This is a genomic window from Halopseudomonas salegens (assembly GCF_900105655.1).
GTDB classification, from domain to species: Bacteria; Pseudomonadota; Gammaproteobacteria; order Pseudomonadales; family Pseudomonadaceae; genus Halopseudomonas; species Halopseudomonas salegens.
In genome coordinates, this window is the sequence record NZ_LT629787.1 from 550,042 (window position 1) to 573,098 (window position 23,057).

At 57.6% G+C, this 23,057-nt stretch carries 23 protein-coding genes, 1 pseudogene and 1 riboswitch; of the genes and pseudogenes, 9 read left to right on the forward strand and 15 right to left on the reverse strand.

Annotation, left to right across the window (positions count from 1 at the left end; translation table 11 throughout):
- Window positions 1-29 precede the first annotated feature (29 nt).
- The 4 genes from lptF to BLU07_RS02415 all read left to right on the forward strand — a co-directional run bounded on the left by lptF (window position 30) and on the right by BLU07_RS02415 (window position 6,597).
- The gene (gene lptF / locus BLU07_RS02400) at window positions 30-1,136 is read left to right on the forward strand and encodes an LPS export ABC transporter permease LptF (RefSeq protein WP_092383783.1); all 1,107 of its coding nucleotides are present in this window, start codon (window positions 30-32) and stop codon (window positions 1,134-1,136) included.
- Window positions 1,123-2,187: an LPS export ABC transporter permease LptG gene (gene lptG / locus BLU07_RS02405; RefSeq protein WP_092383786.1), complete on the forward strand. Its 1,065-nt coding sequence runs from the start codon at window positions 1,123-1,125 to the stop codon at window positions 2,185-2,187. Before lptF ends, lptG begins: the two co-directional genes overlap by 14 nt.
- Before the next feature lie 77 nt (window positions 2,188-2,264).
- A riboswitch (cobalamin riboswitch) is annotated at window positions 2,265-2,481 on the forward strand.
- Window positions 2,482-2,601: 120 nt separating this feature from the next.
- Window positions 2,602-5,367: a ribonucleoside-diphosphate reductase subunit alpha gene (locus BLU07_RS02410; RefSeq protein WP_092383788.1), complete on the forward strand. Its 2,766-nt coding sequence runs from the start codon at window positions 2,602-2,604 to the stop codon at window positions 5,365-5,367.
- Window positions 5,368-5,547: 180 nt separating this feature from the next.
- Window positions 5,548-6,597 (forward strand): ribonucleotide-diphosphate reductase subunit beta, encoded by a 1,050-nt coding sequence (locus BLU07_RS02415; RefSeq protein ID WP_092383790.1) that lies wholly within the window; start codon window positions 5,548-5,550, stop codon window positions 6,595-6,597.
- A gap of 22 nt (window positions 6,598-6,619) precedes the next feature.
- Here the strand turns inward: BLU07_RS02415 and ppnN are convergent, their stop codons facing one another.
- The 7 genes from ppnN to folE all read right to left on the reverse strand — a co-directional run bounded on the left by ppnN (window position 6,620) and on the right by folE (window position 11,376).
- On the reverse strand, window positions 6,620-7,990 hold the full coding sequence (ppnN, locus tag BLU07_RS02420; RefSeq protein ID WP_092383792.1) for a nucleotide 5'-monophosphate nucleosidase PpnN: 1,371 nt from the start codon (window positions 7,988-7,990) through the stop codon (window positions 6,620-6,622).
- Between the two features lie 88 nt (window positions 7,991-8,078).
- Window positions 8,079-8,717, reverse strand: coding sequence for a TIGR04211 family SH3 domain-containing protein (locus BLU07_RS02425; RefSeq protein ID WP_092383794.1), 639 nt, complete (start codon window positions 8,715-8,717; stop codon window positions 8,079-8,081).
- Between the two features lie 219 nt (window positions 8,718-8,936).
- The gene (locus BLU07_RS02430; RefSeq protein WP_092383796.1) at window positions 8,937-9,431 is read right to left on the reverse strand and encodes an RDD family protein; all 495 of its coding nucleotides are present in this window, start codon (window positions 9,429-9,431) and stop codon (window positions 8,937-8,939) included.
- A gap of 3 nt (window positions 9,432-9,434) precedes the next feature.
- Window positions 9,435-9,770, reverse strand: a complete 336-nt coding sequence (locus BLU07_RS02435) for a HopJ type III effector protein (RefSeq protein WP_092383798.1) — start codon at window positions 9,768-9,770, stop codon at window positions 9,435-9,437.
- Window positions 9,767-10,060: a DUF1244 domain-containing protein gene (locus BLU07_RS02440; RefSeq protein WP_092383801.1), complete on the reverse strand. Its 294-nt coding sequence runs from the start codon at window positions 10,058-10,060 to the stop codon at window positions 9,767-9,769. The genes BLU07_RS02435 and BLU07_RS02440 overlap by 4 nt, the downstream gene beginning before the upstream one ends.
- 74 nt (window positions 10,061-10,134) lie before the next feature.
- Window positions 10,135-10,812, reverse strand: coding sequence for an SDR family NAD(P)-dependent oxidoreductase (locus tag BLU07_RS02445; protein ID WP_092383804.1), 678 nt, complete (start codon window positions 10,810-10,812; stop codon window positions 10,135-10,137).
- A 9-nt stretch (window positions 10,813-10,821) separates the two neighbouring features.
- Window positions 10,822-11,376, reverse strand: coding sequence for a GTP cyclohydrolase I FolE (folE, locus tag BLU07_RS02450; protein WP_092383807.1), 555 nt, complete (start codon window positions 11,374-11,376; stop codon window positions 10,822-10,824).
- Window positions 11,377-11,633: 257 nt separating this feature from the next.
- Between folE and BLU07_RS02455 the strand changes: the two genes are divergently transcribed.
- Window positions 11,634-11,921 carry a hypothetical protein gene (locus tag BLU07_RS02455; RefSeq protein WP_092383810.1) on the forward strand — a complete coding sequence of 96 codons (288 nt, stop codon included), beginning with the start codon at window positions 11,634-11,636 and terminating at the stop codon, window positions 11,919-11,921.
- Between the two features lie 6 nt (window positions 11,922-11,927).
- Here BLU07_RS02455 and BLU07_RS02460 read toward each other — a convergent pair whose 3' ends face one another.
- Window positions 11,928-12,356 (reverse strand): thiol-disulfide oxidoreductase DCC family protein, encoded by a 429-nt coding sequence (locus BLU07_RS02460; protein ID WP_092383813.1) that lies wholly within the window; start codon window positions 12,354-12,356, stop codon window positions 11,928-11,930.
- A 101-nt stretch (window positions 12,357-12,457) separates the two neighbouring features.
- Between BLU07_RS02460 and BLU07_RS02465 the strand changes: the two genes are divergently transcribed.
- Window positions 12,458-13,420 carry a MerR family transcriptional regulator gene (locus tag BLU07_RS02465; RefSeq protein WP_092383816.1) on the forward strand — a complete coding sequence of 321 codons (963 nt, stop codon included), beginning with the start codon at window positions 12,458-12,460 and terminating at the stop codon, window positions 13,418-13,420.
- Between the two features lie 206 nt (window positions 13,421-13,626).
- Here the strand turns inward: BLU07_RS02465 and BLU07_RS02470 are convergent, their stop codons facing one another.
- Window positions 13,627-14,070: a PAS domain-containing protein gene (locus BLU07_RS02470; protein WP_092383819.1), complete on the reverse strand. Its 444-nt coding sequence runs from the start codon at window positions 14,068-14,070 to the stop codon at window positions 13,627-13,629.
- 137 nt (window positions 14,071-14,207) lie between these two features.
- Between BLU07_RS02470 and BLU07_RS02475 the strand changes: the two genes are divergently transcribed.
- A complete protein-coding gene (locus tag BLU07_RS02475) occupies window positions 14,208-14,660 on the forward strand; it encodes a flavodoxin domain-containing protein (protein WP_092383822.1) in 453 nt (150 codons plus the stop codon).
- Here the strand turns inward: BLU07_RS02475 and BLU07_RS02480 are convergent, their stop codons facing one another.
- Window positions 14,661-15,383, reverse strand: a complete 723-nt coding sequence (locus tag BLU07_RS02480; RefSeq protein WP_172830085.1) for a Crp/Fnr family transcriptional regulator — start codon at window positions 15,381-15,383, stop codon at window positions 14,661-14,663. It lies immediately after the preceding gene.
- 139 nt (window positions 15,384-15,522) lie between these two features.
- Between BLU07_RS02480 and BLU07_RS02485 the strand changes: the two genes are divergently transcribed.
- A complete protein-coding gene (locus BLU07_RS02485) occupies window positions 15,523-16,296 on the forward strand; it encodes a class II aldolase/adducin family protein (protein ID WP_092383828.1) in 774 nt (257 codons plus the stop codon).
- Window positions 16,297-16,301: 5 nt separating this feature from the next.
- The gene (locus tag BLU07_RS02490; RefSeq protein ID WP_092389522.1) at window positions 16,302-17,201 is read left to right on the forward strand and encodes an alpha/beta fold hydrolase; all 900 of its coding nucleotides are present in this window, start codon (window positions 16,302-16,304) and stop codon (window positions 17,199-17,201) included.
- On the opposite strand, the gene yaaA is transcribed toward BLU07_RS02490, so the two are convergent.
- The 5 genes and pseudogenes from yaaA to efpL all read right to left on the reverse strand — a co-directional run bounded on the left by yaaA (window position 17,189) and on the right by efpL (window position 22,979).
- Window positions 17,189-17,965: a peroxide stress protein YaaA gene (gene yaaA, locus BLU07_RS02495; protein ID WP_092383831.1), complete on the reverse strand. Its 777-nt coding sequence runs from the start codon at window positions 17,963-17,965 to the stop codon at window positions 17,189-17,191. The genes BLU07_RS02490 and yaaA overlap by 13 nt on opposite strands.
- Window positions 17,966-18,123: 158 nt before the next feature.
- Complete coding sequence (locus BLU07_RS02500; RefSeq protein ID WP_092383834.1) at window positions 18,124-19,506, reverse strand: PhoH family protein; 1,383 nt, start codon at window positions 19,504-19,506, stop codon at window positions 18,124-18,126.
- A 621-nt stretch (window positions 19,507-20,127) separates the two neighbouring features.
- Window positions 20,128-21,552: pseudogene (gene rhlB / locus BLU07_RS02505) on the reverse strand (ATP-dependent RNA helicase RhlB); the annotation flags it as partial.
- Window positions 21,553-21,648: 96 nt separating this feature from the next.
- Window positions 21,649-22,308, reverse strand: coding sequence for an alpha/beta hydrolase (locus BLU07_RS02510; RefSeq protein WP_092383840.1), 660 nt, complete (start codon window positions 22,306-22,308; stop codon window positions 21,649-21,651).
- A 104-nt stretch (window positions 22,309-22,412) separates the two neighbouring features.
- Complete coding sequence (efpL, locus tag BLU07_RS02515; protein WP_092383843.1) at window positions 22,413-22,979, reverse strand: elongation factor P-like protein EfpL; 567 nt, start codon at window positions 22,977-22,979, stop codon at window positions 22,413-22,415.
- Between the last annotated feature and the right edge of the window lie 78 nt (window positions 22,980-23,057).

A 23,057-nucleotide genomic window follows, 5' to 3' on the forward strand; every position in this document is an offset into this window, starting at 1 on the left:
TTATCACCGCTTGAGCCAAGGACCCGATCGTGATTGTTTTTCGCTACCTTAACCGCGAAATCCTGCAAACCCTGCTAGCCGTCAGCGGGATCCTGCTGCTGATCATCATGAGCGGGCGCTTTATCAAATATCTTGCCCAGGCCGCCGCCGGCCAGCTGGATGCCAGCATCCTGTTTCTGATCATGGGCTATCGCCTGCCGGACTTCCTGGTGCTGATTCTGCCCCTGGGCATGTTTATCGGCATTCTGCTGGCATACGGGCGCATGCATCTGGACAGCGAAATGACCGTGCTGTCCGCCACCGGTATCAGCGAGCGCAAGATTCTGCTGTATACCCAGGGCGCAGCGGTGCTGGTCATGCTTTGTGTCGGCGTGCTCAGCTTCCTGTTGGCACCTGCTGGCGTTTACAAAACCCAGCAAGTGTTCAATGAGCAGGATGCCATGACCGAGTTTGATACCCTGGTGGCCGGTCGTTTCCAGTCGATTGGTCGTAATGCGCAACGGGTGACCTATGCTGGCGGATTGAGCGATGACCGCACCGAGTTGCAGGATGTATTCATCGCCGAGCGTCAGGGCAGTGGTGCCGATGCCCGTATTGGTGTACTCGTTGCCGAGTCCGGAAGGCAGCAAATGAACCCGGATGGCAGCCGTTATCTGATCTTGTTCGACGGTTACCGATATGACGGTCGCCCCGGCGCGGCTGATTTTCGTACCATTGGCTATCAGAGCTATGGTGTGCTCTTGCCCCGCCCCGAGGTGGTGACTGAGGTTACCGACCGTGAAGCGTTGCCCACGCTGAGTCTGTTCGGTAGCGATGATCTTCGCCTGCAGGCCGAGCTGCAGTGGCGCATAGCGATACCGCTGCTGGTGCCCATCGTTGCGTTTTTTGCCGTTCCGCTGGCGCGGGTCAATCCCCGGCAAGGACGCTATCTCAAACTGTTGCCGGCGATTCTGCTGTACATGAGCTACCTGGCATTACTGATTACCGCACGGAGTTGGCTGGAAGAAGGCCGAACCCCGGCCTGGATTGGATTGTGGTGGGTGCATGCCCTGTTCCTCTGTGTGGGGCTGGTACTCAACCGACAGGCCTTCTGGCAGCCCCGTGCCGGCAAGGAGGTCAGTCATGCGCCGGCTTGATCGCTACATTGGCAGGGCGGTGCTGTTCAGCATTCTGGTTGTATCCATGATTATCCTCGGGCTGGATGTCCTTTTTGCCTTCATCAATGAACTCGATACCCTGCAAGGCAACTATGGTTTGTCTGAAGCCATAGGTTATGTCCTGTTGACTGCCCCTCGACGCCTGTACGACATGCTGCCGCTGGCTGCCTTGATCGGCTGCCTGGTAGGTCTGGGTACGCTGGCGGGCAATTCCGAATTGACCGTTATGCGTGCTGCCGGGGTGTCCTTGACGCGCATCACGGTGGCTGTGATGAAACCCTTGCTGGTGCTGATGCTGGCCGGTGTGCTGATTGGTGAGTATGTGGCTCCCTTCAGTGAAAACCTGGCCGAAAGCCGCCGCGCTGTTGCGCAAAGCAGCGGTGAAGCGATCAGTTCATCCCGTGGGCTGTGGCACCGCGAAGGCAATGATTTTATTCATATCAATGCGGTGCAGCCGAATGGGGTTCTGCATGGTGTGACCCGGTACCGCTTTGATGACCAGCGTGACTTGCTGGAAACCAGCTTTGCCCGACGGGCCACTGTGCAAACGGAAGGTTGGCGGCTAGAAGAAGTTGAAAGCACCCTTTTTCAGGCGGATGGGCGGACTGAGGCGGTGGTCAGCGAAGAGCAGGTGTGGGCGCTTGAGCTGACACCGGAACTGTTGCGCGTGGTCGTGCTGGATCCCGATGTGCTACCGATAAGTGGTCTCTGGCAGTACCAGCGCTACCTGGCGGAACAGGGGCTGAACAATAGTCTGTACTGGCTGTCTTTCTGGAAGAGATTATTCCAGCCGTTGGCGACAATTGCCCTGGTTTTCGTCGCCATTTCCTTTGTTTTTGGCCCCTTGCGCTCGGTTACGCTGGGTCAGCGGGTGTTTACCGGTGTACTGGTCGGTTTCAGCTTCCAGATTCTGCAGGATTTGCTGGGGCCATCCAGTCTTGTATTCGGCTTTTCGCCACTGATTGCCGTGCTCTTGCCGATCATTGGTTTGCTGCTGATGGGCGCTTGGCTGATGCGGCGCGCGGGCTGAAGCGCGCTTTCCGCGCCAATCGGAAAGTGTGTGCAGGACAGGTTTATTGTTGACTTGTATCCATCGTTTTATCTGTATATAGTGATTTCAATCTTGGTTATCTACCACATATAGTGATCATTCGCTGATCAGGTGGTAGAGGGAATCCGGTGAGAATCCGGAACTGACGCGCAGCGGTATAGGGGAACGCGTGTGGCAGCATGACACTGGCGTAGGCCGGGAAGTCGCCACACAAGGCCGAATCACTGATTCACGCCCCTGAGTCCGAAGACCTGCCAGGAGGAGAAGCTACGGCTTCTGAACTGCACCTTCGCGATTCAAGGTGAGCAGCGTGAGCCTCCCGGTACCGTGCCCGGGTGCGCACCTGTTTACGCGAAGGCAATGGAATTCAACGCGTATACAGGAAAAATTATCATGTCTGCTTCCGCTCTTGCTGCTGCTCCACCTTCCGCCGCAGCCGATACCCATACCCTGCAAGTGATCAAACGCAATGGCACCCTGGTGGGTTTCAATGCGTCCAAGATCAGTGTTGCCGTGACCAAAGCCTTTCTTGCCGTACAGGGGGATCAGGCGGCAGGGTCGGTGGCGCTGAATACGGCTGTGCGCGAGGTGACCGAGCAGGTTGTCCAGGCGATTGGCCGGCGCTTGCAGGCGGGCGGCAAGGTGCATATCGAAGACATTCAGGACCAGGTTGAGCTGGCGCTGATGCGCGCGGGTGAGCAAAAGGTTGCCCGCGCCTACGTACTTTACCGTGAAGAGCAGTCACGCAAGCGTGCGGTTGATGCGCCGATGGAAGCGCATCCGCACCTGACGGTGAAAAAGGCCGATGGCAGCTCGGCGCCGCTGGATCTGGGCCTGATGAAGCTGCAGGTGGAGCAGGCCGCGACCGGTTTGCAGGGCATTGATTCGGCTTCATTGCTCGAGGACGCGCTGCGTAATCTGTATGACGGCATTGAAGAAACCGAAGTGCTGGAAGCGCTGATCATGACGGCGCGCAGCCGCATCGAGCAGGAGCCGGATTACAGTCAGGTCACCGCGCGTTTGTTGCTCGAGCAACTGCGTCTGGAAGCCGCACTGGCGCTGGGTTTGCCGCAGAATCAGAGTCTGGCTGAGCTGTATCCGCAGGCATTGGCTGCCTTTGTTGATGCCGGCGTTGGTTACGAATTGCTGGATGAGGCCATGCTCGGTTTCGATCTGCCGCGTCTGGCCGAGGCGCTGCGCCCCGAGCGCGACCTGCAGTTTGGCTTCCTCGGTTTGCAGACCCTGTATGACCGGTATTTCCTGCACTGGAACGAGGCTCGGCTGGAGCTGCCGCAGGTGTTCTTTATGCGTGTGGCCATGGGCTTGTCGCTGCGCGAAGACGATCCCAATGCGCGCGCTATCGAGTTTTACAACCTGCTGTCGAGCTTTGATTACATGGCCTCGACGCCAACGCTGTTCAACAGTGGAACACGGCATTCGCAGCTGTCGTCCTGTTACCTGACCACCGTGCAGGATGATCTGGAAGGCATTTACGGTGCGATCAAGGACAACGCACTGCTGTCAAAATGGGCGGGTGGTCTGGGTAATGACTGGACGCCCGTGCGTGCCCTGGGTTCACACATCAAGGGTACCAATGGCCAGAGTCAGGGCATTGTGCCTTTCCTCAAGGTGGTCAACGACACAGCCGTGGCGGTGAACCAGGGTGGCAAGCGCAAGGGTGCGGTCTGTGCCTACCTGGAAAGTTGGCACATGGATATCGAGGAATTCCTCGAGCTGCGCAAGAACACCGGTGACGAGCGCCGCCGTACCCATGACATGAATACCGCCAACTGGGTGCCGGACCTGCTGCTGGAGCGGGTGCGTGATGACCGCGAATGGACCCTGTTCTCACCCAGTGACGCACCGGATCTGCATGACCTTTACGGCAACGCCTTCCGCACCCGTTACGAGCATTACGAGGCGCAGGCGGCAGCGGGCAAGATCAAGCTGTTCAAGCAGATCCCGGCCAAGCAGTTGTGGCGCAAGATGCTCACCGTGCTGTTTGAAACCGGTCACCCGTGGATCACTTTCAAGGACCCGTGCAACCTGCGTTCGCCGCAGCAGCACACTGGCGTGGTGCACAGCTCCAACCTGTGTACGGAAATCACCCTGAACACCAGCGCTGAAGAAATTGCCGTGTGCAACCTGGGCTCGGTCAATCTGGCCGCGCATATCCGTGACGGCAAGCTGGATGTCGAGCGGCTGGAGCGCACCGTCAACACCGCCGTACGCATGCTGGATAACGTCATCGACATCAACTTCTACGCCGTACCCCAGGCGCGTAACGCCAACCTGCGTCACCGCCCGGTCGGTCTGGGTCTGATGGGCTTTCAGGATGCCTTGTATCAGTTGGGACTGCCTTATGCCTGTGCCGAAGCGGTCGAGTTTGCCGACACCAGCATGGAGCAGTTGAGCTATTTCGCCATTCGCGCCTCGGCGCAACTGGCCGCTGAGCGCGGCGCTTATGCAAGCTACGAAGGTTCCTTGTGGCAACAGTGCATTCTGCCGATTGACTCGGTTGGCCTGCTGCAGGAAAACCGCCGCCCCGGCGAGTTGGTCACTGATCAGCAAAGCCACCTGGACTGGGCGCCGGTACGCGAACTGGTGGCCCGTCACGGCATGCGCAACAGCAACGTGATGGCGATTGCACCGACTGCGACCATTTCCAATATCGTCGGTGTTTCCCAGTCCATCGAGCCGGCGTATCAGAACCTGTTCGTCAAATCCAACCTGTCCGGCGAATTCACCGTGGTCAATCCGTCACTGGTGCATGATCTCAAGGCAGTCGACCTGTGGGACAAGGTCATGGTCAACGACCTCAAGTTCTATGACGGCAGCGTGCAGCAGATTGAACGCATGCCGGAAGAGCTCAAGGCGCGCTATGCCACCGCCTTCGAAATCGACGCTCGCTGGCTGGTGGAAGCCGCAGCGCGCCGGCAGAAATGGCTGGATCAGGCGCAGAGCCTCAACCTGTATATGGCCGAACCAAGTGGCAAGAAGCTCGACGCGCTCTACCAGCTGGCCTGGGAACGCGGCCTGAAAACCACCTATTACCTGCGCTCGCTGGGCGCTACCGGCGCCGAAAAGTCCGCCCCGGTTGCGGCACCGCAGCCGCAGGTGTGCTCGATTGATAACCCGGATTGTGAGGCGTGTCAGTAGCGGGGCAGGCGCTCACGCCGGACAGGATTTATACGTTCCCTCTCCCCTTGTGGGAGAGGGTTAGGGAGAGGGGGAGGTGCTTGAGCGAAAGCTCGGTTTTTTCTGCCCCCCCCTCACCCCCAACCCCTCTCCCGCAAAGGGGAGAGGGGAGCTAGCTAAGACAATTTGCGAGGAACAGTTATGCTCAACTGGGACGATGAACCCAAGCAAGCAGCAAGTACCAGCGGCCCCGCGCCGGTCAATGTGAATGACAAGCGGGTGATCAACGGCAATACCGACATCAACCAGCTGGCGCCCTTCAAGTATCCCTGGGCCTGGGAATACTTCATGAACGCCAACAAGAACCACTGGACGCCCCTGGACGTCAACATGGCCCAGGACGTTCATGACTATCACCACCGCCTGAACCCGGCGGAAAAGCACGTCTATGAAAACGTCCTCGCCTACCTGACCACCTCGGACATCCTCGCCATGCGCAATATCGGCCTGGCGGTGATGGAAAAGATGAGTGCGCCGGAGCTGCAGATCTATCAGGCGCGTCAGGTGTATGAAGAAGCGCTGCACACCTGGACCTACCAGCACTGCATCGAAACCCTGAATCTGGACCAGAGCGAAATCTACAATCGCTACCGCGTGGTGCCGGAAATCAACGGCAAGATCCAGATGGCCAACCGCCGCCTGGACGCGGCCATGCGTCCGAACATGAACCTGCGAAACCGTGATGATCTGGAAGAGTTCATCATGTCTTACCTGTTCTTCGCCGCCGTGTTCGAGGGCTGCTGGTTCTACAACGGCTTCAGCCCGATCTTTGCCCTGCAGCGGCGCGGCCTGATGCGCGGCACCGGCGAGCAGTTGCAGTACATTCTGCGCGACGAAGCCATGCACTTCTCCTTCGGTCTGAAAGTGGTCAATCAGATTCTGGAAGAGGAAAATGTCACCCTCGACCCGAAAGCTGTCAGCGAGATGTGGGAAGAATCCGAAGCAGCAGAAACCACCTACGCCAATTACATCCTGCGTGACCCGATTCTTGGCTATTCGGCGGAATACCACAGTGAACAGTTCCGCTTTGTTGCCAATCGTCGTGCTCGGACCGTGGGCATGCCGGAGCCTTATCCGGGTGCGCGCAATGTCTCACCCTGGCTGGACGAGCAGGCGACCATGCGCAAGGAAAAGAACTTCTTCGAAACCCGGGTCATCGAGTATCAGACCGGCGCCCAGCTGGAGTGGTAAGCCGGGCGCGCTCCGGGTGCTGTCAGCTGACTACCTGATAGCAGGGTTCGTAGGCCATGCCGCTTGGCAGCTTCATCCGCTGCTGGGCGACAAAGGCCTGGAGTAGCGCATCCAGTGGCTCCATAATGCTCTGCTCGCCGCGAATCTGGTACGGGCCGTGCTGCTCGATCATACGGATACCGCGGTCCTTGACGTTACCGGTGACAATGCCGGAAAAAGCCCGGCGCAGATTGGCCGCCAGCTCGTGCTTGGGCAGGCTGGTGCTGAGCTGCAGGCTGGCCATGTTGGCATGGGTCGGATCAAAGGGTAGCTGGAACTCGCTGGCAATTTTCAGTCGCCAGTTGAAATGGAAGGCGTCACGCTGCTCGCGGCGGAACTCCTTCACTTTCTGCAGGCCCTGGTTCATTGCCCGGGCTACCGCACTGGGGTCGTCGATGATTACCTGGTAGCGCGCCTGAGCTTCGGCCCCCAGGGTCGCGGCAACGAATTCGTGTATTTGCTCCAGGTAGGCTGCCGCGCCGACCGGGCCGGTGAGAATCACCGGAAAGGGCAGGTCGGCATTGTCCGGATGCAACAGAATACCCAGCAGATATAGGAATTCTTCGGCAGTGCCGACCCCGCCGGGGAAAATGATGATGCCGTGGCCAACGCGGACAAAAGCTTCCAGGCGCTTTTCGATATCCGGCATGATGACCAGTTCATTGACGATCGGGTTAGGTGCTTCGGCGGCAATGATGCCGGGTTCACTCAGGCCCAGATAACGGCCTTCGGTAATACGCTGTTTGGCGTGGGCGATGGTGGCGCCTTTCATCGGGCCTTTCATTACCCCCGGACCACAGCCAGTGCAGATATCCAGCCCACGCAGACCGAGCTCGTGGCCGACCTTCTTGCTGTACTTGTATTCCGCCTGATTGATCGAATGGCCACCCCAGCACACGACCATGTTTGGCTCAACGCCCGGGCGCAGGGTGCGTGCGTTGCGTAGCAGGTGAAAGACATACTCGGTGATGCCCTGGGAATTATCCGGAATGGTGCGGGGACGGCCTGCGTCGCTGTCGCTGTAGACGATATCGCGCAAGGCACTGAACAGCATTTCCCGTGTGCTGGCAATCATCTCGCCATCGACAAAAGCATCGCCCGGGGCGTTGATCATTTCCAGGCAGACGCCACGATCCTGTTGATGAATGCGCACATCAAAGTCGGCGTGGGCTTCGAGGATGGTCTTGGCGTTATCGATCTGCACCCCGGTATTGAGAATGGCCAGAGCGCATTGCCTGAACAGGCGATAGGTGCGGCCAGAGCCGACTTCACTGAGTTGTTGTACTTCCAGTTGCGACAGGGTTTCCAGACTACCTTTGGGGTAGACGGTGGTATTCAGGGTATTGCCTGGCATGGGTGGTTTCCGGCCAATGGGTGATGGCTTATTTTAACATTGCTGTTACCCGATAGTATGACGCCGGCTGGACCGGCGCCACTGGCATTCACACCCAGACGTCACTGCTGCGTTTCTTGCGGCGTGTCAGTGAGGGCAGAATCAAACCGACCAGCAAGCCTGCGCCGGCAATGCCGCCACCATAAAGCATGTAGCGCAGCAGGGCTTCCTGACTTTCATCACCGAGCCTGGCTTGTGCGCTGCGCAGTTCCGACTGGGCGTCGGTCAATTGGTCGTTCAGTGTCAGGCGTTGCGCTTCCAGTTCATCGATCAGCACTTTTCGCGATTCGAGGGTTTCCTGCATGCCCTGTACGCGCAACTCCCAGCTCTCGTTGATACTGTTGAGTTCAGTGCTCAACTCAGCCAGTTCTGCTTCCAATTGCGGGATGCGCTCGGCCTGGCCGGGCACATCCTGCAAATCGGCGTCGGGAATCCAGACCGTGCTGCCGGACTCCGTACGTATCTGGGCGTAGTTGCCCTGACGGGTAATCAGCGTGACCTGGTCGCCGGAGCGCAAGGCACCAACGATCCGGTGGCCATCGGTCGGGCCGCTGCGCACATAGGTATTCAGGCTGTCACTGACCCAGCGGGCATTGTTGGCGGGTTCATCAGCCTGGGCCGGCGCAAGCATAAGGGCGCTCAGGGTAAACGGGAGAACAGACGCAAGAGTGGCACGGAATGAAGTCATTATGTTGGGTCGCAATCAGGTTTCGGTGGTCGTCGATACCGGTGTCGGCGCATGTGGTTCAGCCAACTGACCACGTGTTTATGGGCAAGTTCATTGCCCCGGGGTTGCTGGCTGACTGGCAGCATTATGCGGGCATGTGGCGCTGAGGGCAAAAGTGGCACTTTGCGAGTAAAAAAAACTGTTCTGATCCAGCCGCGCTGAAAGGCCGCTGTGGACCGCTCAGCGCCAGAGATCTTTCGGCAGCGTGACCAGTTGCGTATTCGAGGCAATGTCTTGCCAGGTACGCGACTGTTTATCGAACAACATCCACCACAAGCCCAGGCCACCGCAGGCAAGGGCGAAAAAGCCAACCACAAAACGCAGCAAGGCTTGCTTCCAGGTGATCGAGTTGCCGTTCAGCTGCTGTGCGCGCACGCGCCAGGCCTGCATACCCAGCGTCTGACCTTTCAATGTCCACATCCAGGCCAGATATCCGAACAGGCTCAGCAATACGATGACAGCCAGCAAGGGGTCCCGGTCCAGGGCACCGGCCTCGGACAGGGCTCGCAGGCGCTCACCTCCATATATCTGACGCAGGATAACCTGCTGGTAAAACAACGTCAGACACATGACCAACGCAATGCCGAGCAGCCAGTCGTAGAGTAGTACACCGAACCGGCGCGTCAGGGTGGTGGCAGGGAATTCACCGCTGGGCTGTAATTGTTTGACTGTCATGAATCAGACCCGGATAAGCGGACTATGGGTGAATCTCACCTGGCTCAGGCCGTGTTGCATCAGGGCTCGGATATTGCCATGTTTATTGCCGTGTGGATCTGCAAGCACGGACTGGTAGTGCTCGGCAAAACATTGAAGAGCCTGTTGATTACTCAGTTCCAGGTCCAGCGCCAAGGCCAGTACCTTGCACGACCCCTGATTCTGCTCGGCGGTATTGTGCAGCGGACCATTATCGAAAGCACTGGGAGTGAAGGCATAGTGCTGTTCAATAAAGCTCAGGGTATCGGCAAAGGTGTGCCCGGGTTGGCCGAGTCGGGCAATAAAGGTCGCGGGTGTCATGGTTGTTTCGCATTCTCGAAGGCTGCCAGCTGCTCTGGCGTCGCCTCTTTCTGGTATTTTTCTTTCCACACGCTGTAAGGCATGCCGTAAATGGCTTCGCGGGCTTCATCGGGACTGACATCAATCTCGAGATCATCCGCTGCGGCCTTGTACCACTTGGCCAGGCAGTTGCGACAAAAACCGGCCAGAGTCATGAGTTCGATGTTCTGGACATCCTTGCGGCTATTCAGGTGCGCCAGCAGGGTGCGGAAGGCGGCAGCTTCCAGTTCGGTGCGTTCTTGCTCGGTCATGATCCACTCCGTTTGCTATGGGCTGGGCGGATTTTAGCAGAACCCCGGCTGATCACAGCAGTCTTCAGTGAATATCACCTGACGTGCCGGCCACCATTGACCACTATATTGGAGCCAGTGACAAAATCAGCCCGTAACAGGTAGTCGACAGTGGTGATGACTGGTTCGGCTTTGGGTTCGTACTGGATTTTGGATTTCTTGATGGTTTTCGCCTGATAGCTTTCGTCACTGCCTTCCTTCAGGTAGAGCAAGCCAGGGGAAATTGCGTTCACGCGTACCGTCTCCGGGAACAGTTTGGCAAACGACAATGTGGTATTGAGCAGGGCGGTTTTTGCTGCGGCATAACCGACATGATTCTTGCTGCCACGGGTCGCGGTGTCATCACAGATGTTGATGATATCGAAGCGCGGGGCCCGGGTAATCAGCTCGCTCAGGCCGAGATTGATCTTGATCGGGGTCGCCACATGCAGGGCCAGCATGGCGTCGATGTTGTCCTCAAGATCATCCAGCCATAATGAGGCATTGTGTATGATGGCGCGCAGGTTCGGGTGCTCTTGCCGGATATGGCTGATCAAGGCGTCGACATCGGCACTGCGGGTCAGATCTGCGCTGCGGTAATCTACTCCGGGGATTGGCTCGCATGGCGGGCGCCGCGACACCCCGACTATCTGATAGCCCGACTGTTGCAGGTGCAGTGCCAGATCATGGCCGACGCGTTTACTGCATCCGGTGATGAGAATGGACTCTGTCATCAGACTGGATCAACTGATCAGTTGCAAAAATTCTTGCCGTGTATTCACCGACTCGCGGAACATGCCGAGCATGACCGAGGTGCGCATCAGTGAATTCTGTTTCTGCACCCCGCGCATCATCATGCACATGTGTTTCGCTTCAATGATCACGGCAACCCCCTTGGCATTGGTGACCGACTGTACGGCATTGGCGATTTGCAGCGTCAGGTTTTCCTGAATCTGCAGCCGGCGGGCATACATGTCGACAATACGCGCGACTTTTGACAGGCCGACAACCTTGCCTTGGGGCAGGTAGGCAACGTGCGCCTTGCCGATAAACGGCAGCATGTGATGCTCGCACATTGAATAGAGTTCAATATCCTGGACGATGACCATCTCGTCGTTATCTGAATCGAACAGCGCACCGTTGACGATTTCTTCCAGCGTTTGCTGGTAACCATGGCAGAGAAACTGCATCGCCTTGGCCGCCCGCTTGGGCGTGTCTTTGAGTCCACCGCGCTCCGGGTCTTCGCCCAGGTTGCACAAAATCTGGTGGTAGTTGTCAGTCAATTTTTCCAGGCTCATGCTGATCTCGTCATGGGTATCAATTGAGGGCGACAATGCTAGCACGCTTTGGAAAATCGAGGGCGAGCCAACATCGTGTGGAATCAGGTTCAGGCCATGGCCAGCACTATCGGGGTACCGCTGGCAAGATAGCGGTGGTCACGACCTGAACACAGGTTATACTATGTACAAGACTTGTGCAGCAGTTGTTTGCTGTAAAAGTATTGTGCTGGATATGTCAGCGCGTCTGGCTATTGGCTATTACCGCAGGAGGAGTCATGCAGTTGTCCCAGCTGAAGAGCATCCGGCAAGCGCAGGCAGGAGCTGCCGTGGAGATCGTCAGTCATAGCTGTATGAGTGGCTTTCTGGCTCGTTTACGCCTGGATAGCGGCAAGCACATCATCCTGCATGATCGCAGCGGCAAGCCCAGGGTCTGGCTGGCGCTGGATCAACTAAAGCGTGATTTGCGGCGCCAGGGCATTACCTCTACCGAGCTGCACCTGTGCGTCGCTCAGGACGAAGTCATTCGCCAGCCGGGTATGCCGACCCAGGCCTGGGACAGCTGAAAGCGGCTATTCGACTTTGTCCCGTTTGATCGCGCACTGGTCACTGCCACAGCGTTCTTCCGTTGGCATCGGAATGAGCCTGGCCAGCCCGGGACGCAAGCGGCAGAAACCCCGGTAGGTCGCTTGCCACAGTGGCCGAGCCCAGCGCCAGCGTAACGGACGTACCAGCCAGCCAAGGCCGACGGCTCGATAGCTCCAGTAGGTGGCATCGATGCCGGTAACCAGCTGCTGATCGGCAAACCGGGCATGCAGACAATCCAGCATTGCTTGCCGGCTGCGGCCGGGCAGGGGAGATGTGGCCGGGTTGCTGATGTCAACAAGTTGCAAACGATCGTCCGCTTTGCGTCGTCGAAACATGCGGATTTCACGCACGCACAAAGGACACTCACCGTCGTAATACAAGGTCAATGGCCAATCAGGTTTGAATGCCGCCATAGTCGTGTCCTCATGTAACAAAGTTCTGTACAATACCGGTACAATCTAGGGTGTTGCCTGCCACAGGTAAAGTCACACGTTTGCAGGGTGCGTAAGTAAATATGACCGATGACAACCAGGACGAATTCGCGCCGACCGGCGATCTGCTGGATGATGCCGATCTGTTTCCGATTCGTGAGGTGTCGCGCATGACCGGGGTCAATCCGGTGACCTTGCGTGCCTGGGAGCGGCGATATGGTCTGTTGACGCCACATCGGACCGAGAGTGGCCATCGACTGTATTCCATGGCCGACGTCGAACGGGTACGTGCCGTTATGGCCTGGATCGAGCGTGGGGTAGCCGTCAGCAAGGTGGCTACCATTATTGATCGAACGCCGCGTCCGGAAAGCATGCCGCGCCCTCTGGCCAGCCCACCTGCGGACGTGCCCCAGGGGTCGGAAATGGACGCCTGGCAAAATCGACTGGCCCAGGCCGCGAATGACGGTAATTTGCGTCAGATCGACAGCATATATGGCCAGTTGCACGCGAGTTTTCCGCTGGCAGTCGTGATCTGCGAGGTTCTGCGGCCGGTTTGGAAGCGTTTGCGTGGCAAGAGCGGTAGCCAGCCTGGTGTTGCCTGGTTACTGCTTGACAGCTTTCTGACCGCACGTCTGACGCAGCGCGCCAGCTATATGGCCGGTCATCGACACGTCTTGCTGGTCAACCTGTCTGGCCCCCAGCAGCCATTTGACCTGCTTTGTGCTGCCAGCCTGATTACCGCAACGGAGACCGATGTGGTCTGTCTGCGTGAAGCACCCGCGCTGCTGGACCTGGCCGTGCTGGCTGAGCGCACTGATGCGGCAGCCGTCATTCTGTTCAGTGACCGAGCGCAGGATAATGACATGCTGGGCAAACAGTTACCCCGTCTGGAACAGACCCTGGCATGCCCGCTGGTTATGCTGGGTGATTGCTGTGAAGCAAATGAGTCGGCACTTGAGCAGGCGGGATTGCATGTACTGGGTGAGGTGTCCAGCGCCTTGCCACGACGGCTGTCGGCCTTGCTGGCCGGGCGGTTGGACCATTAAGACATATCTTGTTGCCAGGTTGGGCGCTAAAATCTATTCCTAAACTGTACAAAAGCAGCCTTTCTGTATACTGTTTGTATATGGTCTTGGTCTGTTCCAAGACCGCTTCTGAGATATGACTGCGCACTCCGGTAGCCGCCTTCCCCTTTGGGCTGCCGGAGCTTTTTAACTCAGGTGTCCTGTTTCACCCGCCCCTTTGGCTCCCATCAGCTGGAGCCGTCTTTGCTCTGCTTCAGGAGTCGTAATTCTTCCTGCAGTTCATCGACCCGTTGCTGGGCTTCTACTTGCTCGGTGACGTCTTTCTGAATGCCGATGAAGTAGGTCAGTTGGTCTGTTTCATTGTGCACCGGAGTGATTGACAGCTCGTTCCAGAACATCGAACCGTCCTTGCGGTAATTGCGCAAGACCTGTCGACAGGGTTTGCCGGCCTTGACTGCTTCGCGAATGGCGTGCAGGCCGGGCTGGTCACGGTCGTCCATTTGCAGGAAGCGGCAGTCCTGATAGAGGATTTCCTCTGAGCTATAGCCGGTCAGGTCCTCGAAGGCCTTGTTGACGTAGATCAGGATGTTGTCATCACCTTCCTGTTCAGCAACAACGATGCCGTCATTCGATGCGTTGACGACAAGTTGCAGTAATTTGGCATTGATCATTGCAACAGCATTCCCCCTGAGTTAGATACACATTCTATCGTATAAGTCCGGACTGTCTAGGGAAGCGCCTCTCCGGGCTGCAAAATTCGCTACATGCGGCATAATGCCGGGCAAATCACAGTAGCAGGAGGCGAATCATGCGCTTGACCCTTTTGACCGGTACCGTATCCGGCACCGCCGACATGGTGGCAGATGCCGCTGAAAGTCGTTTGATCGAGGCCGGTGTGCAGACCACGCGGCTGAGCGGGGCCAATGTGGAAGAATTTCTTGCCAGTGCGCCAGAGGCCATTCTGGTGGTCACTGCGACCACTGGCATGGGGGAAGTGCCTGATGATTTGCTGCCCTTGCAGCTGGAACTGAATGACCGCTTTCCGTTGCTGACCGGCATACCTTTCGGGGTCATCGGTCTGGGTGACTCATCTTACGACGACACCTTTTGCCAGGGTGGTCGCGATATGCGCGAATTGCTGCTTGAGCTGCAAGCACGCGAAGCACTGCCAATGCTGGAGCTGGATGCCAGTGAAACCGTCAATCAGGATGAAGATGCCGAGCCCTGGGTCGCCGAGTTTCTGAAAGCGCTGGGGCGCTGATTACCAGTCGGCAGGAAGCTCGCCACCGGCCATGCGGTTCAGTGCCGGCTCATCGAGAATAACGATCTGCCCGTAACGTACTCGCAGCCAGTCAGCCTGTTCCATGCGTTTGAGCAGTTTGTTGACGCTCTGGCGCGAGCTGTTGAGCATCAATCCAAGTGACTCCTGGGACAATTGCACTGCCAGGTGGTTGCCGTCCGGCTCGGTCTGGCCATAGTTGTGGGCATGCATCAGCAGGCGTTTGACCAGGCGAGCGGGCAAGGGCAGCAGGGCGCTGTCTTCCTGCACGGCGAAGGTCACCCGCAGGCGGCGGCAGAGCAGGCGCATGAACAGGGGATAGAGTTCAGGATGGCGGTCAAGGAGTTGCTGGAAGTTTTGTCGTGAGAGAAACAGCAGCTCAGTGGGGCCACTGGCGTGAGTATCATGCGAACGGGGCAGGCCGTCTATCAGGGATATCTCGCCAAACCAGCTCCCCGGGCTGAGAATCGCCAACACAGCCTCGCGCCCATCCAGACCGATATTACTGATACGTGCCGCACCACTGACCACGCCGTAGAGGCCATCCGGCAAATCGCCTTTGGCGTAGACGCACTCGCCGTCACCCAGGTGCCGGTGCCGCACCTGAGCACGTATATCGCTGATCACGCTGGCAGGCAGCTCGCTGAACCAGCGGTTCTTTCCCAGCAATCTGGCCAGTGATGGATCATCACTGTTGCTCGACACTGTAAGATTCGAGACAGTCCGCTTCGCAGTCACCGTCTAGACTCCCTGAATGACTTGATCACGACAGTATGCCCCAAGTAATGTAGATGTCGATGATCAGCATACCTACAACAATATTGATCGCTTGAGGAGTTGCCTTATGAATGTCGCACAGAAATTGCCGGAAACCAGTGTCAAGGATCAGGTCAGTGCCGATGAATGGCAGGCCCGAGTCGATTTGGCTGCCTGCTATCGATTGGTTGCGATGTATGGCTGGGACGACGTGGTGTTTACCCATATTTCGGCCAAGATCCCGGGCACTGAAGAATTTCTGATCAATCCCTATGGCTTGATGTTCGAGGAAATTACCGCCTCCAGCCTGGTCAAGATTGATTTGCAGGGCAACGTGCTGATGGATACGCCGTACCAGATCAATCCGGCCGGGTTTACCATTCATAGTGCGGTGCATGAAGCGCGCCATGACGTTGCCTGTGTATTGCATACGCATACCAATGCGGGTGTTGCAGTATCCGCTCAGAAAGAGGGTTTGCTGCCAATATCCCAGCAAGCACTTTTTGTGCTCTGCAGCCTGTCCTATCACGATTACGAGGGTGTTGCCCTGCGTGAGGACGAAAAGGTGCGCTTGCAGGGTGATCTGGGCAACACCATGAGCATGATTCTGCGCAATCATGGCTTGATGACCTGCGGCCGCAGTATCCCCGAGGCTTTTTCGAATATGTACATTCTGCAGCGGACCTGTGAAATCCAGGTGCAGGCACAGGCAGGCGGTGGTGAGCTGATTCCGATTCCCCAGCAGATCCTCGACGGCGCCAGAGAAAGCATGCGCAAGGTCACCCATGGCTCTGGAGCCAATCTTGCCTGGCCGGCGTTAATGCGCAAGATTCAGCGCGTCAATCCAGGCTTCGACCAGTGAGTGAGATGCTCCGGGGTATCGCGTTGTCCGATTGGCAGGCCCGGGCGAAAACCTTTGAGTACCGGGGGCAGACTGTTTGCTACTGGACAGCAGGTCAGGGTGAGCCTCTGCTGCTGATCCATGGCTTCCCGACCGCTGCCTGGGACTGGCACTATCTTTGGGATGCTCTGGCTGAACGTTATCTGGTGATTGCCTGTGACATGGTCGGCTTCGGTTTCTCGGCCAAACCGCAGGAATACGATTACAGCCTGCAGGATCAGGCTGATTTGCAACAGGCCTTGCTGGCCCACCTGGGTGTACGGCGTTGCCATGTGTTGGCGCATGATTATGGTGACAGCGTGGCGCAGGAATTGCTGTCGCGTGATCTGGAAGGGCCGCAGTGGCTGGATTCCATGTGTTTTCTCAATGGTGGCCTGTTCCCGGAAACGCACCATCCGGTATTGATGCAGCAAATGCTGCTATCACCCCTGGGTTTCTTTTTCGGGCGTTTGACCAGTCGGCCGCGACTGGCCAGATCGATGCGCCAGGTTTTCGGTGCCGAGACCCAGCCAGCGGATGTGGAACTGGAAGCTTTCTGGCAGCTGATTGCGCATGACAATGGCCCGTCAGTCATGCACAAGTTGATTCGCTATATCCCCGAACGACGGGTATATCGCGAACGCTGGGTCAGTGCCATGCAACAGACCGAGGTGCCCATGCGTGTAATTGATGGTGCTGACGATCCGGTATCCGGAGCGCATATGGTCGCTCGCTATCGCGAACTGGTGCCCGAGGCGGATGTGGTTATGCTGGAAGATATCGGACATTATCCGCAGATCGAGGCACCCCGTCAGGTTCTGGATGCCTATCTGGAATTCCATGATGGCCTGAGGGCGAGTGAGCGGTCAGTGGCTCAGGCCGGTTGATCGCGCAGGAACACCAGCTTGTCGGGTGACGAGCTGGTGGCATCGTAGTAGTAGCCATCCAGATTGAAATCCTTCAAACCTTCCGGGTCACGCAGGCGCTCCTTGATCACGTAGCGGGCCATCAGCCCACGGGCTTTTTTCGCGTAGAAGCTGATGATCTTGTATTGACCGTTTTTCTGATCTTTGAACACGGTATCGATCACCCGCGCTTTCAGCGCCTTGGGTTTGACCGCGCCGAAGTATTCCTGCGAGGCCAGGTTCAGCAGCACATCATCGCCCTGGGCAGCCAGGTCCTGGTTCAGCCATTCACTGATACGCTCACCCCAGAACTGGTACAGGTCCTTGCCGCGCGGATTGGCCAGACGAGTGCCCATTTCCAGTCGGTAGGGTTGCATCAGGTCGAGGGGCCGCAACAGGCCGTAAAGACCCGACAACATGCGCAAGTGGTCCTGCGCAAAGGCAAAATCATCGGCATCGAAGCTTTCCGCATCCAGCCCGGTATAGACATCACCCTTGAAGGCCAGCAAGGCCTGCTTGCTGTTCTTCGGCGTCGGCGTGGGCTCCCAGCTGCCATAGCGGGCAACATTCAGGCTGGCCAGCTTGTCCGACAGCTTCATGAGGTTGGCGATATCCTGCGGTGATTGTTCACGCAGTACGTCGATCAGCTGTTCGCTGTGCTCGAGAAAACGCGGCTCGGTGGCTTTGTCGATAACCGGCGGGGTGTCGTAATCCAGCGTTTTGGCTGGGGAAATGACCAGCAACATGGCATACCTCCATTCAACAGTAGCGCCATTATGCCGCAAGTCAGGCTTGATCGGATGTATGGGGGTGATAGATCGGGGTAATGGATGTGGTTGACCGCCAGCCCTGGCCCAACTGCTCGGGTCGGGCTGGCGCTGGCGGTGAATGGAAGGTGGGTGGTTTAGAGGTGGCTTTCGGCGTACTCCGCGAGTATCGAGCGCGGTACGCCCTGCAGGTGAATGTGCACGCCGTGGGGGAAGTCCTTGAAGCATTCGGTCAGGTAAGTGAGGCCGGAGCTGGTGGCGTTCAGATAGGGCGTATCTATCTGCGCGAGGTTGCCCAGGCAGACCACTTTCGAGCCGCTGCCGGCGCGGGTGATGATGGTCTTGATCTGGTGCGGAGTCAGGTTCTGGCTTTCGTCGATCAGGATGAAACTTTGCTGAAAGCTGCGGCCACGGATGTAGTTCATGGATTTGAACTGCAAGGGAACGCGGTCGAGGATGTAATCGACGCTGCTGCGGCTGCATTCATCGTCCATGTGCAGGGCTTCCAGGTTGTCGGTGATGGCGCCCAGCCAGGGTTCCATTTTTTCTGCCTCGGTACCTGGCAGAAACCCGATATCTTCATCCAGGCCCTGGGTGCTGCGAGTGGCGATAATGCGTCGATAGGTCTTGCTGACCATGGTCTGCTCGATGGCAGCGGCCAGGGCCAGAATGGTTTTCCCCGAACCGGCGGCGCCGGTCAGGTTGACCAGGTGAATGTCAGGGTCAAGCAATGCGTACATGGCCAGGGCCTGAAAGATGTCCCGGGGTTTCAGCCCCCAGGCCTGTTGGTGCAACAGGGGTTCCTGATGCAGGTCGCGCAGTTCGATGTGTTTGCCATCAATCTGTTTGACCCAGCCAACAAAGCCCTGCTCATCAATGATGAAGTCATTCACATGCAGGGGTGGCAAGCCTTCCTGGCGTTGCAGCCGATGACAGGTCTGGCCATTGAGTTGCGTTGTGTCTACCCGGTTGACGGCATCCCAGAATGAGCCGGGCACCTGATGATAGCCCTGGGCGAGCAGAGAAATGTCATCGAGCAGTTGGTCGGTGTGGTAGTCCTCGGCATCGATGCCGCAGGCACGCGCCTTGAGGCGCATATTGATGTCTTTGGAGACCAGCACGATGCGACCATCAGGGTAGCGGTTCTGTAGCTGGCATAGCTGGTTGATGATCTTGTTGTCGTTGAGGTCGTTGGGCAGGCAGTGCGCGGGGAGCGGGGCTTTGTCCATCAGAATGGCGAGGCTGCCATTGAAACCCAGTTTGTCGCGGTTGATGGGGACGCCTTGTTCTACCTGATCGGGTGGGGCGTCGGCGAGGGTTTTGTCAATCAGGCGGATGGCCTGGCGACAGTCGGCGGCGGTACTGGATTTGCCGGATTTGAGTTTGTCGAGTTCTTCGAGGACGGTCATCGGGATGATGACCTGGTGTTCTTCAAAATTGAGTAAGGCGTTGGGGTCGTGGATAAGGACGTTGGTGTCGAGTACGTAAAAGGTTGGTCGTGTGGCTCCGCACGCTTCCATAGGCCTGGTACCTCGCAAGGTCGATTGCTCCTGGCGGCACAGCGCTGTCATGCCGCCTGCTACGGTGCGCCCGAACCTGGTCTGTGCAGGTTGATTGGCGCGCCGTTAACCCGGTTTTAACCCAGCATTGATGTCATTCACAAGCATTAAAAAGAGAATTTCGTAACCCGACGAATGACCCTGTGCGGCAACAAAAAAAGCGCGTTATAGTGGAAGGCCGAGTTAGTGATGTTTGTCTGTCGAGTGCGGTGTGTTGCAGCATTGCCGGCCACCTGCCCCAGACACGCTACAAGCACATCCCTGGGGCTCGACGATGCCCGCAGAAAATTGCTCCTGCATTTTCTGCGCTTCCGCCATCCCTGGCGGTCGCCTGGCATCTAACGGTCCAGAGCCAGTCAGCAGCAAACAGGCCCCAGAGACATGTGCAATTAATCAGTATTTCCTGGGTAATATTCCTGCCAGCGTACTTTTGCTGTCCTTCCCCGAACTGAGCGCTTACCGCCGTGGTCGGCCACCGCCGCCATCACGACGCCCGCTGGCGCGTTTGCGGTTGCGTGCGGCCGCATCGGCCTGTTCCGCTTCATTGGCGTCACTGGCCGCTCTCTGCTCGGCTGTTTGCTGGCGCTGGGGCAGAGGTTTCAGATAGCGTTCTTCCGGCGGAATGCACTCCAGCTTTCCGCCCAGGAGTTCCTCGATTGGCGGGATCTGGAAGGCATCGTCTTCGCCGGCAAAGCTGATCGAGGTGCCTTTGGCACCGGCACGACCGGTACGGCCGATACGGTGAACGTAATCTTCCGGGTCCTCCGGCAGGGTAAAGTTGATGACGTGGCTGATGCCGTCGATATGAATACCGCGTCCGGCGACATCGGTTGCTACCAGCACGCGGAGTTTTCCGCTTTTGAAGTTGTCCAGGGTTCGCACGCGCTTGTTCTGCGGTACATCGCCAGACAGCTGCGCGGCATCGATGCCATGACGGACCAGGCGTTCCTGAATGCGGCGCACTTCATCCTTGCGGTTGGCGAACACCATTACCCGTTCCAGATCCAGTTGAGTGACCAGGTTGAACAGTAGCTTGAACTTGTCGCTGCCGCTGACGGCATAGACCAGTTGGGTAACATTTTCCGAGGCAGGGCGCTCGGGTTCGATCTCGACAATGGCCGGATTGACTGTCCATTGGCGTGACAGGTTCATCACGTCGTCACTGAAGGTGGCAGAGAACAGCAGGGTCTGGCGATCCCCTTTGCGTGGGGTCTGGCGAATGATCTGGCGTACCTGGGGAATAAAGCCCATGTCGAGCATGCGATCGGCTTCATCGAGGACCAGAATCTCGATCAGGTCGAGGTGCACTTCGCCGCGGTTGCAGAAGTCGAGCAGTCGGCCGGGTGTCGCGACCAGGATGTCGCAGTAGCGCTGTTCCAGTTGGCGCAGCTGCTTGTCGATATCCATGCCGCCGACAAAGGTCATGACGTTGAGATTGCAATGCTTGGTCAGGCCTTCGGCGTCATTGGCAATCTGCATCACCAACTCACGGGTGGGGGCAATAATCAGCGCCCGTGGCTCACCCATATAGCGTTCATCCGGCGCCGGGGTGTCGAGCAACTGGGTGATGGTTGAAATCAGGAAGGCGGCGGTCTTGCCAGTGCCGGTCTGGGCGCGACCGATGGCGTCCTGGCCAATCAGGGTTTTGCCCAGTACTTCGGCCTGAATAGGCGTGCAGTAGCTGAACCCCTGATCGTGAATGGCGCGCATCAGGCTGTCAGCCAGCGGGAAGTCGTGGAAGCGGGTTTTACCTTCAGCCGGTGGTACCTGGAAGTCATTCAGACTCCAGGGTTTCTCGACAGCGGCTTCAGGCCGCTTGCGCGGATGGCGCTTGGGTTTGATCGCGGGTGGGGGGGCGTCGGCCTGCTTTGCTGCAGGCTCGCCGGGTTTTTTCTGCGCCGGTTTGCGTGGGCTGGCGGCGTATTCTCTGGCCAGCAGTTGCTCCAGTGTTTCTTCTTCCAGGGGTTCCCCGGGTTTGTTGAACAGTTTCTTCAGTGCTTTCAGCACAGGCTTCTCTCGGCAGTTGACCAGTAAAATTATTTTGCCAGTGTACTGGAGGCGCGTGCCAACTCCAAGCGCTGCAGCTGCCGTGATTGCTGGGCTTCAGATATCCAGTTGTTGATTGATCCACAGGCGGATATCGTTGATTTCCGCCGGGCAGACTTCATGCGCCATGGCATATTCATGCCAGCTGACCCGATGACCAACTGCCTGCAGCCGTTCGAAAGCTTCGCGACCCATGCTTGGGCGGACCATGTCATCATGTCGCCCGTGGGCAAAAAAGATATCCAGTGCTGGTGGGTTGTTGTTGTCTTCGAGCAGGGTGTCCAGTGTCGGGCCATAGGTGGACAGCGCCATCAGGCCACCAAGTGGCCACTGATTCTCTGCTGCGGCGTGCAGTACGACGGCACCACCCTGGGAGAAACCGGCAAGGATGATGCGGTTCAAGGCGATGCCATCAGCCAATTGAGCTTCTACCAGGTCTTTGATGCTGTCGGCAGCGCTTTGCATATGCTCGTGGTTGATGGCGCGGGCCGGTGACATGCCGAGGATGTCATACCAGCAGGGCATGGGGAGGCCGCCGTTGATGGTCACCGGACGGGAGGGAGCCTGCGGAAAAATGAATCGCACGCTATGGTTGGCCGGCAGGCCAAGCATTTCCACAACGGGCACAAAGTCGAAACAGTCAGCTCCCAGACCATGCAGCCAGATGACACAGGCGGTAGCTGGACGGTTGGGTTCGATAATGTGCGGGGTGGTCATGGGCGCTCCTGTTGTTGCAGCGGCAAGCCGCAAGCGGTAATCAGCAAATGTTGTCAGTCGCCATTTTAACCCGTTTTAGCCTTCGCTTGCAGCTTGCAGTGGTTTCACGCGCGGGACATGAATTTTCCGCTGTCGGTATTGATGCGAACGACTTCACCGGTTTCCAGGTATTCGGGTATCTGAATTTCCAGTCCACTGGCGAAAGTAGCCGTTTTGGTCCGCGCGCTGGCGGAGGAGCCTTTGATCGCCGGCGGGGTTTCGATAATGGGCATTTCTACCACCGCAGGCAGTTCGATGCCGACCAGGTTGCCTTCGACGATCAGGCCATACAGGCCCTCGATGCCGTCGTGCAGGTAGGGCAGTGGTTCTTCGACCTGCTCTGCGCTCAGGGTAAATTGGGCGAAGTCTTCGTTGTCCATGAAGGTGAAGCCTTCGCTGTCCTGATAGAGGAACTGGATAGCGCGCTTCTGGAAGTCGATAGGGGTAAGAAAGTCATCGCCGGTGAGGCTCTGGTCGAGTTTCTGCTTGGTCTGCACGTGGTTGAAACGCACTTTATACAGGGTGGTACCACTGCGTGAAGACGGGCTCTTGACGTCGATGTTGGAAACAATATAAGGCTGGCCATTGATCTGGATGATATGACCTTTTTTCAGTTCGGCAGCTTTCGGCATTGCGGGCGCTCGTTAAAGGGTGATGGCGCGTATTTTCCTGTGCGGTGGGGGATGCTGGCAAGCGTTATACGATCAGCA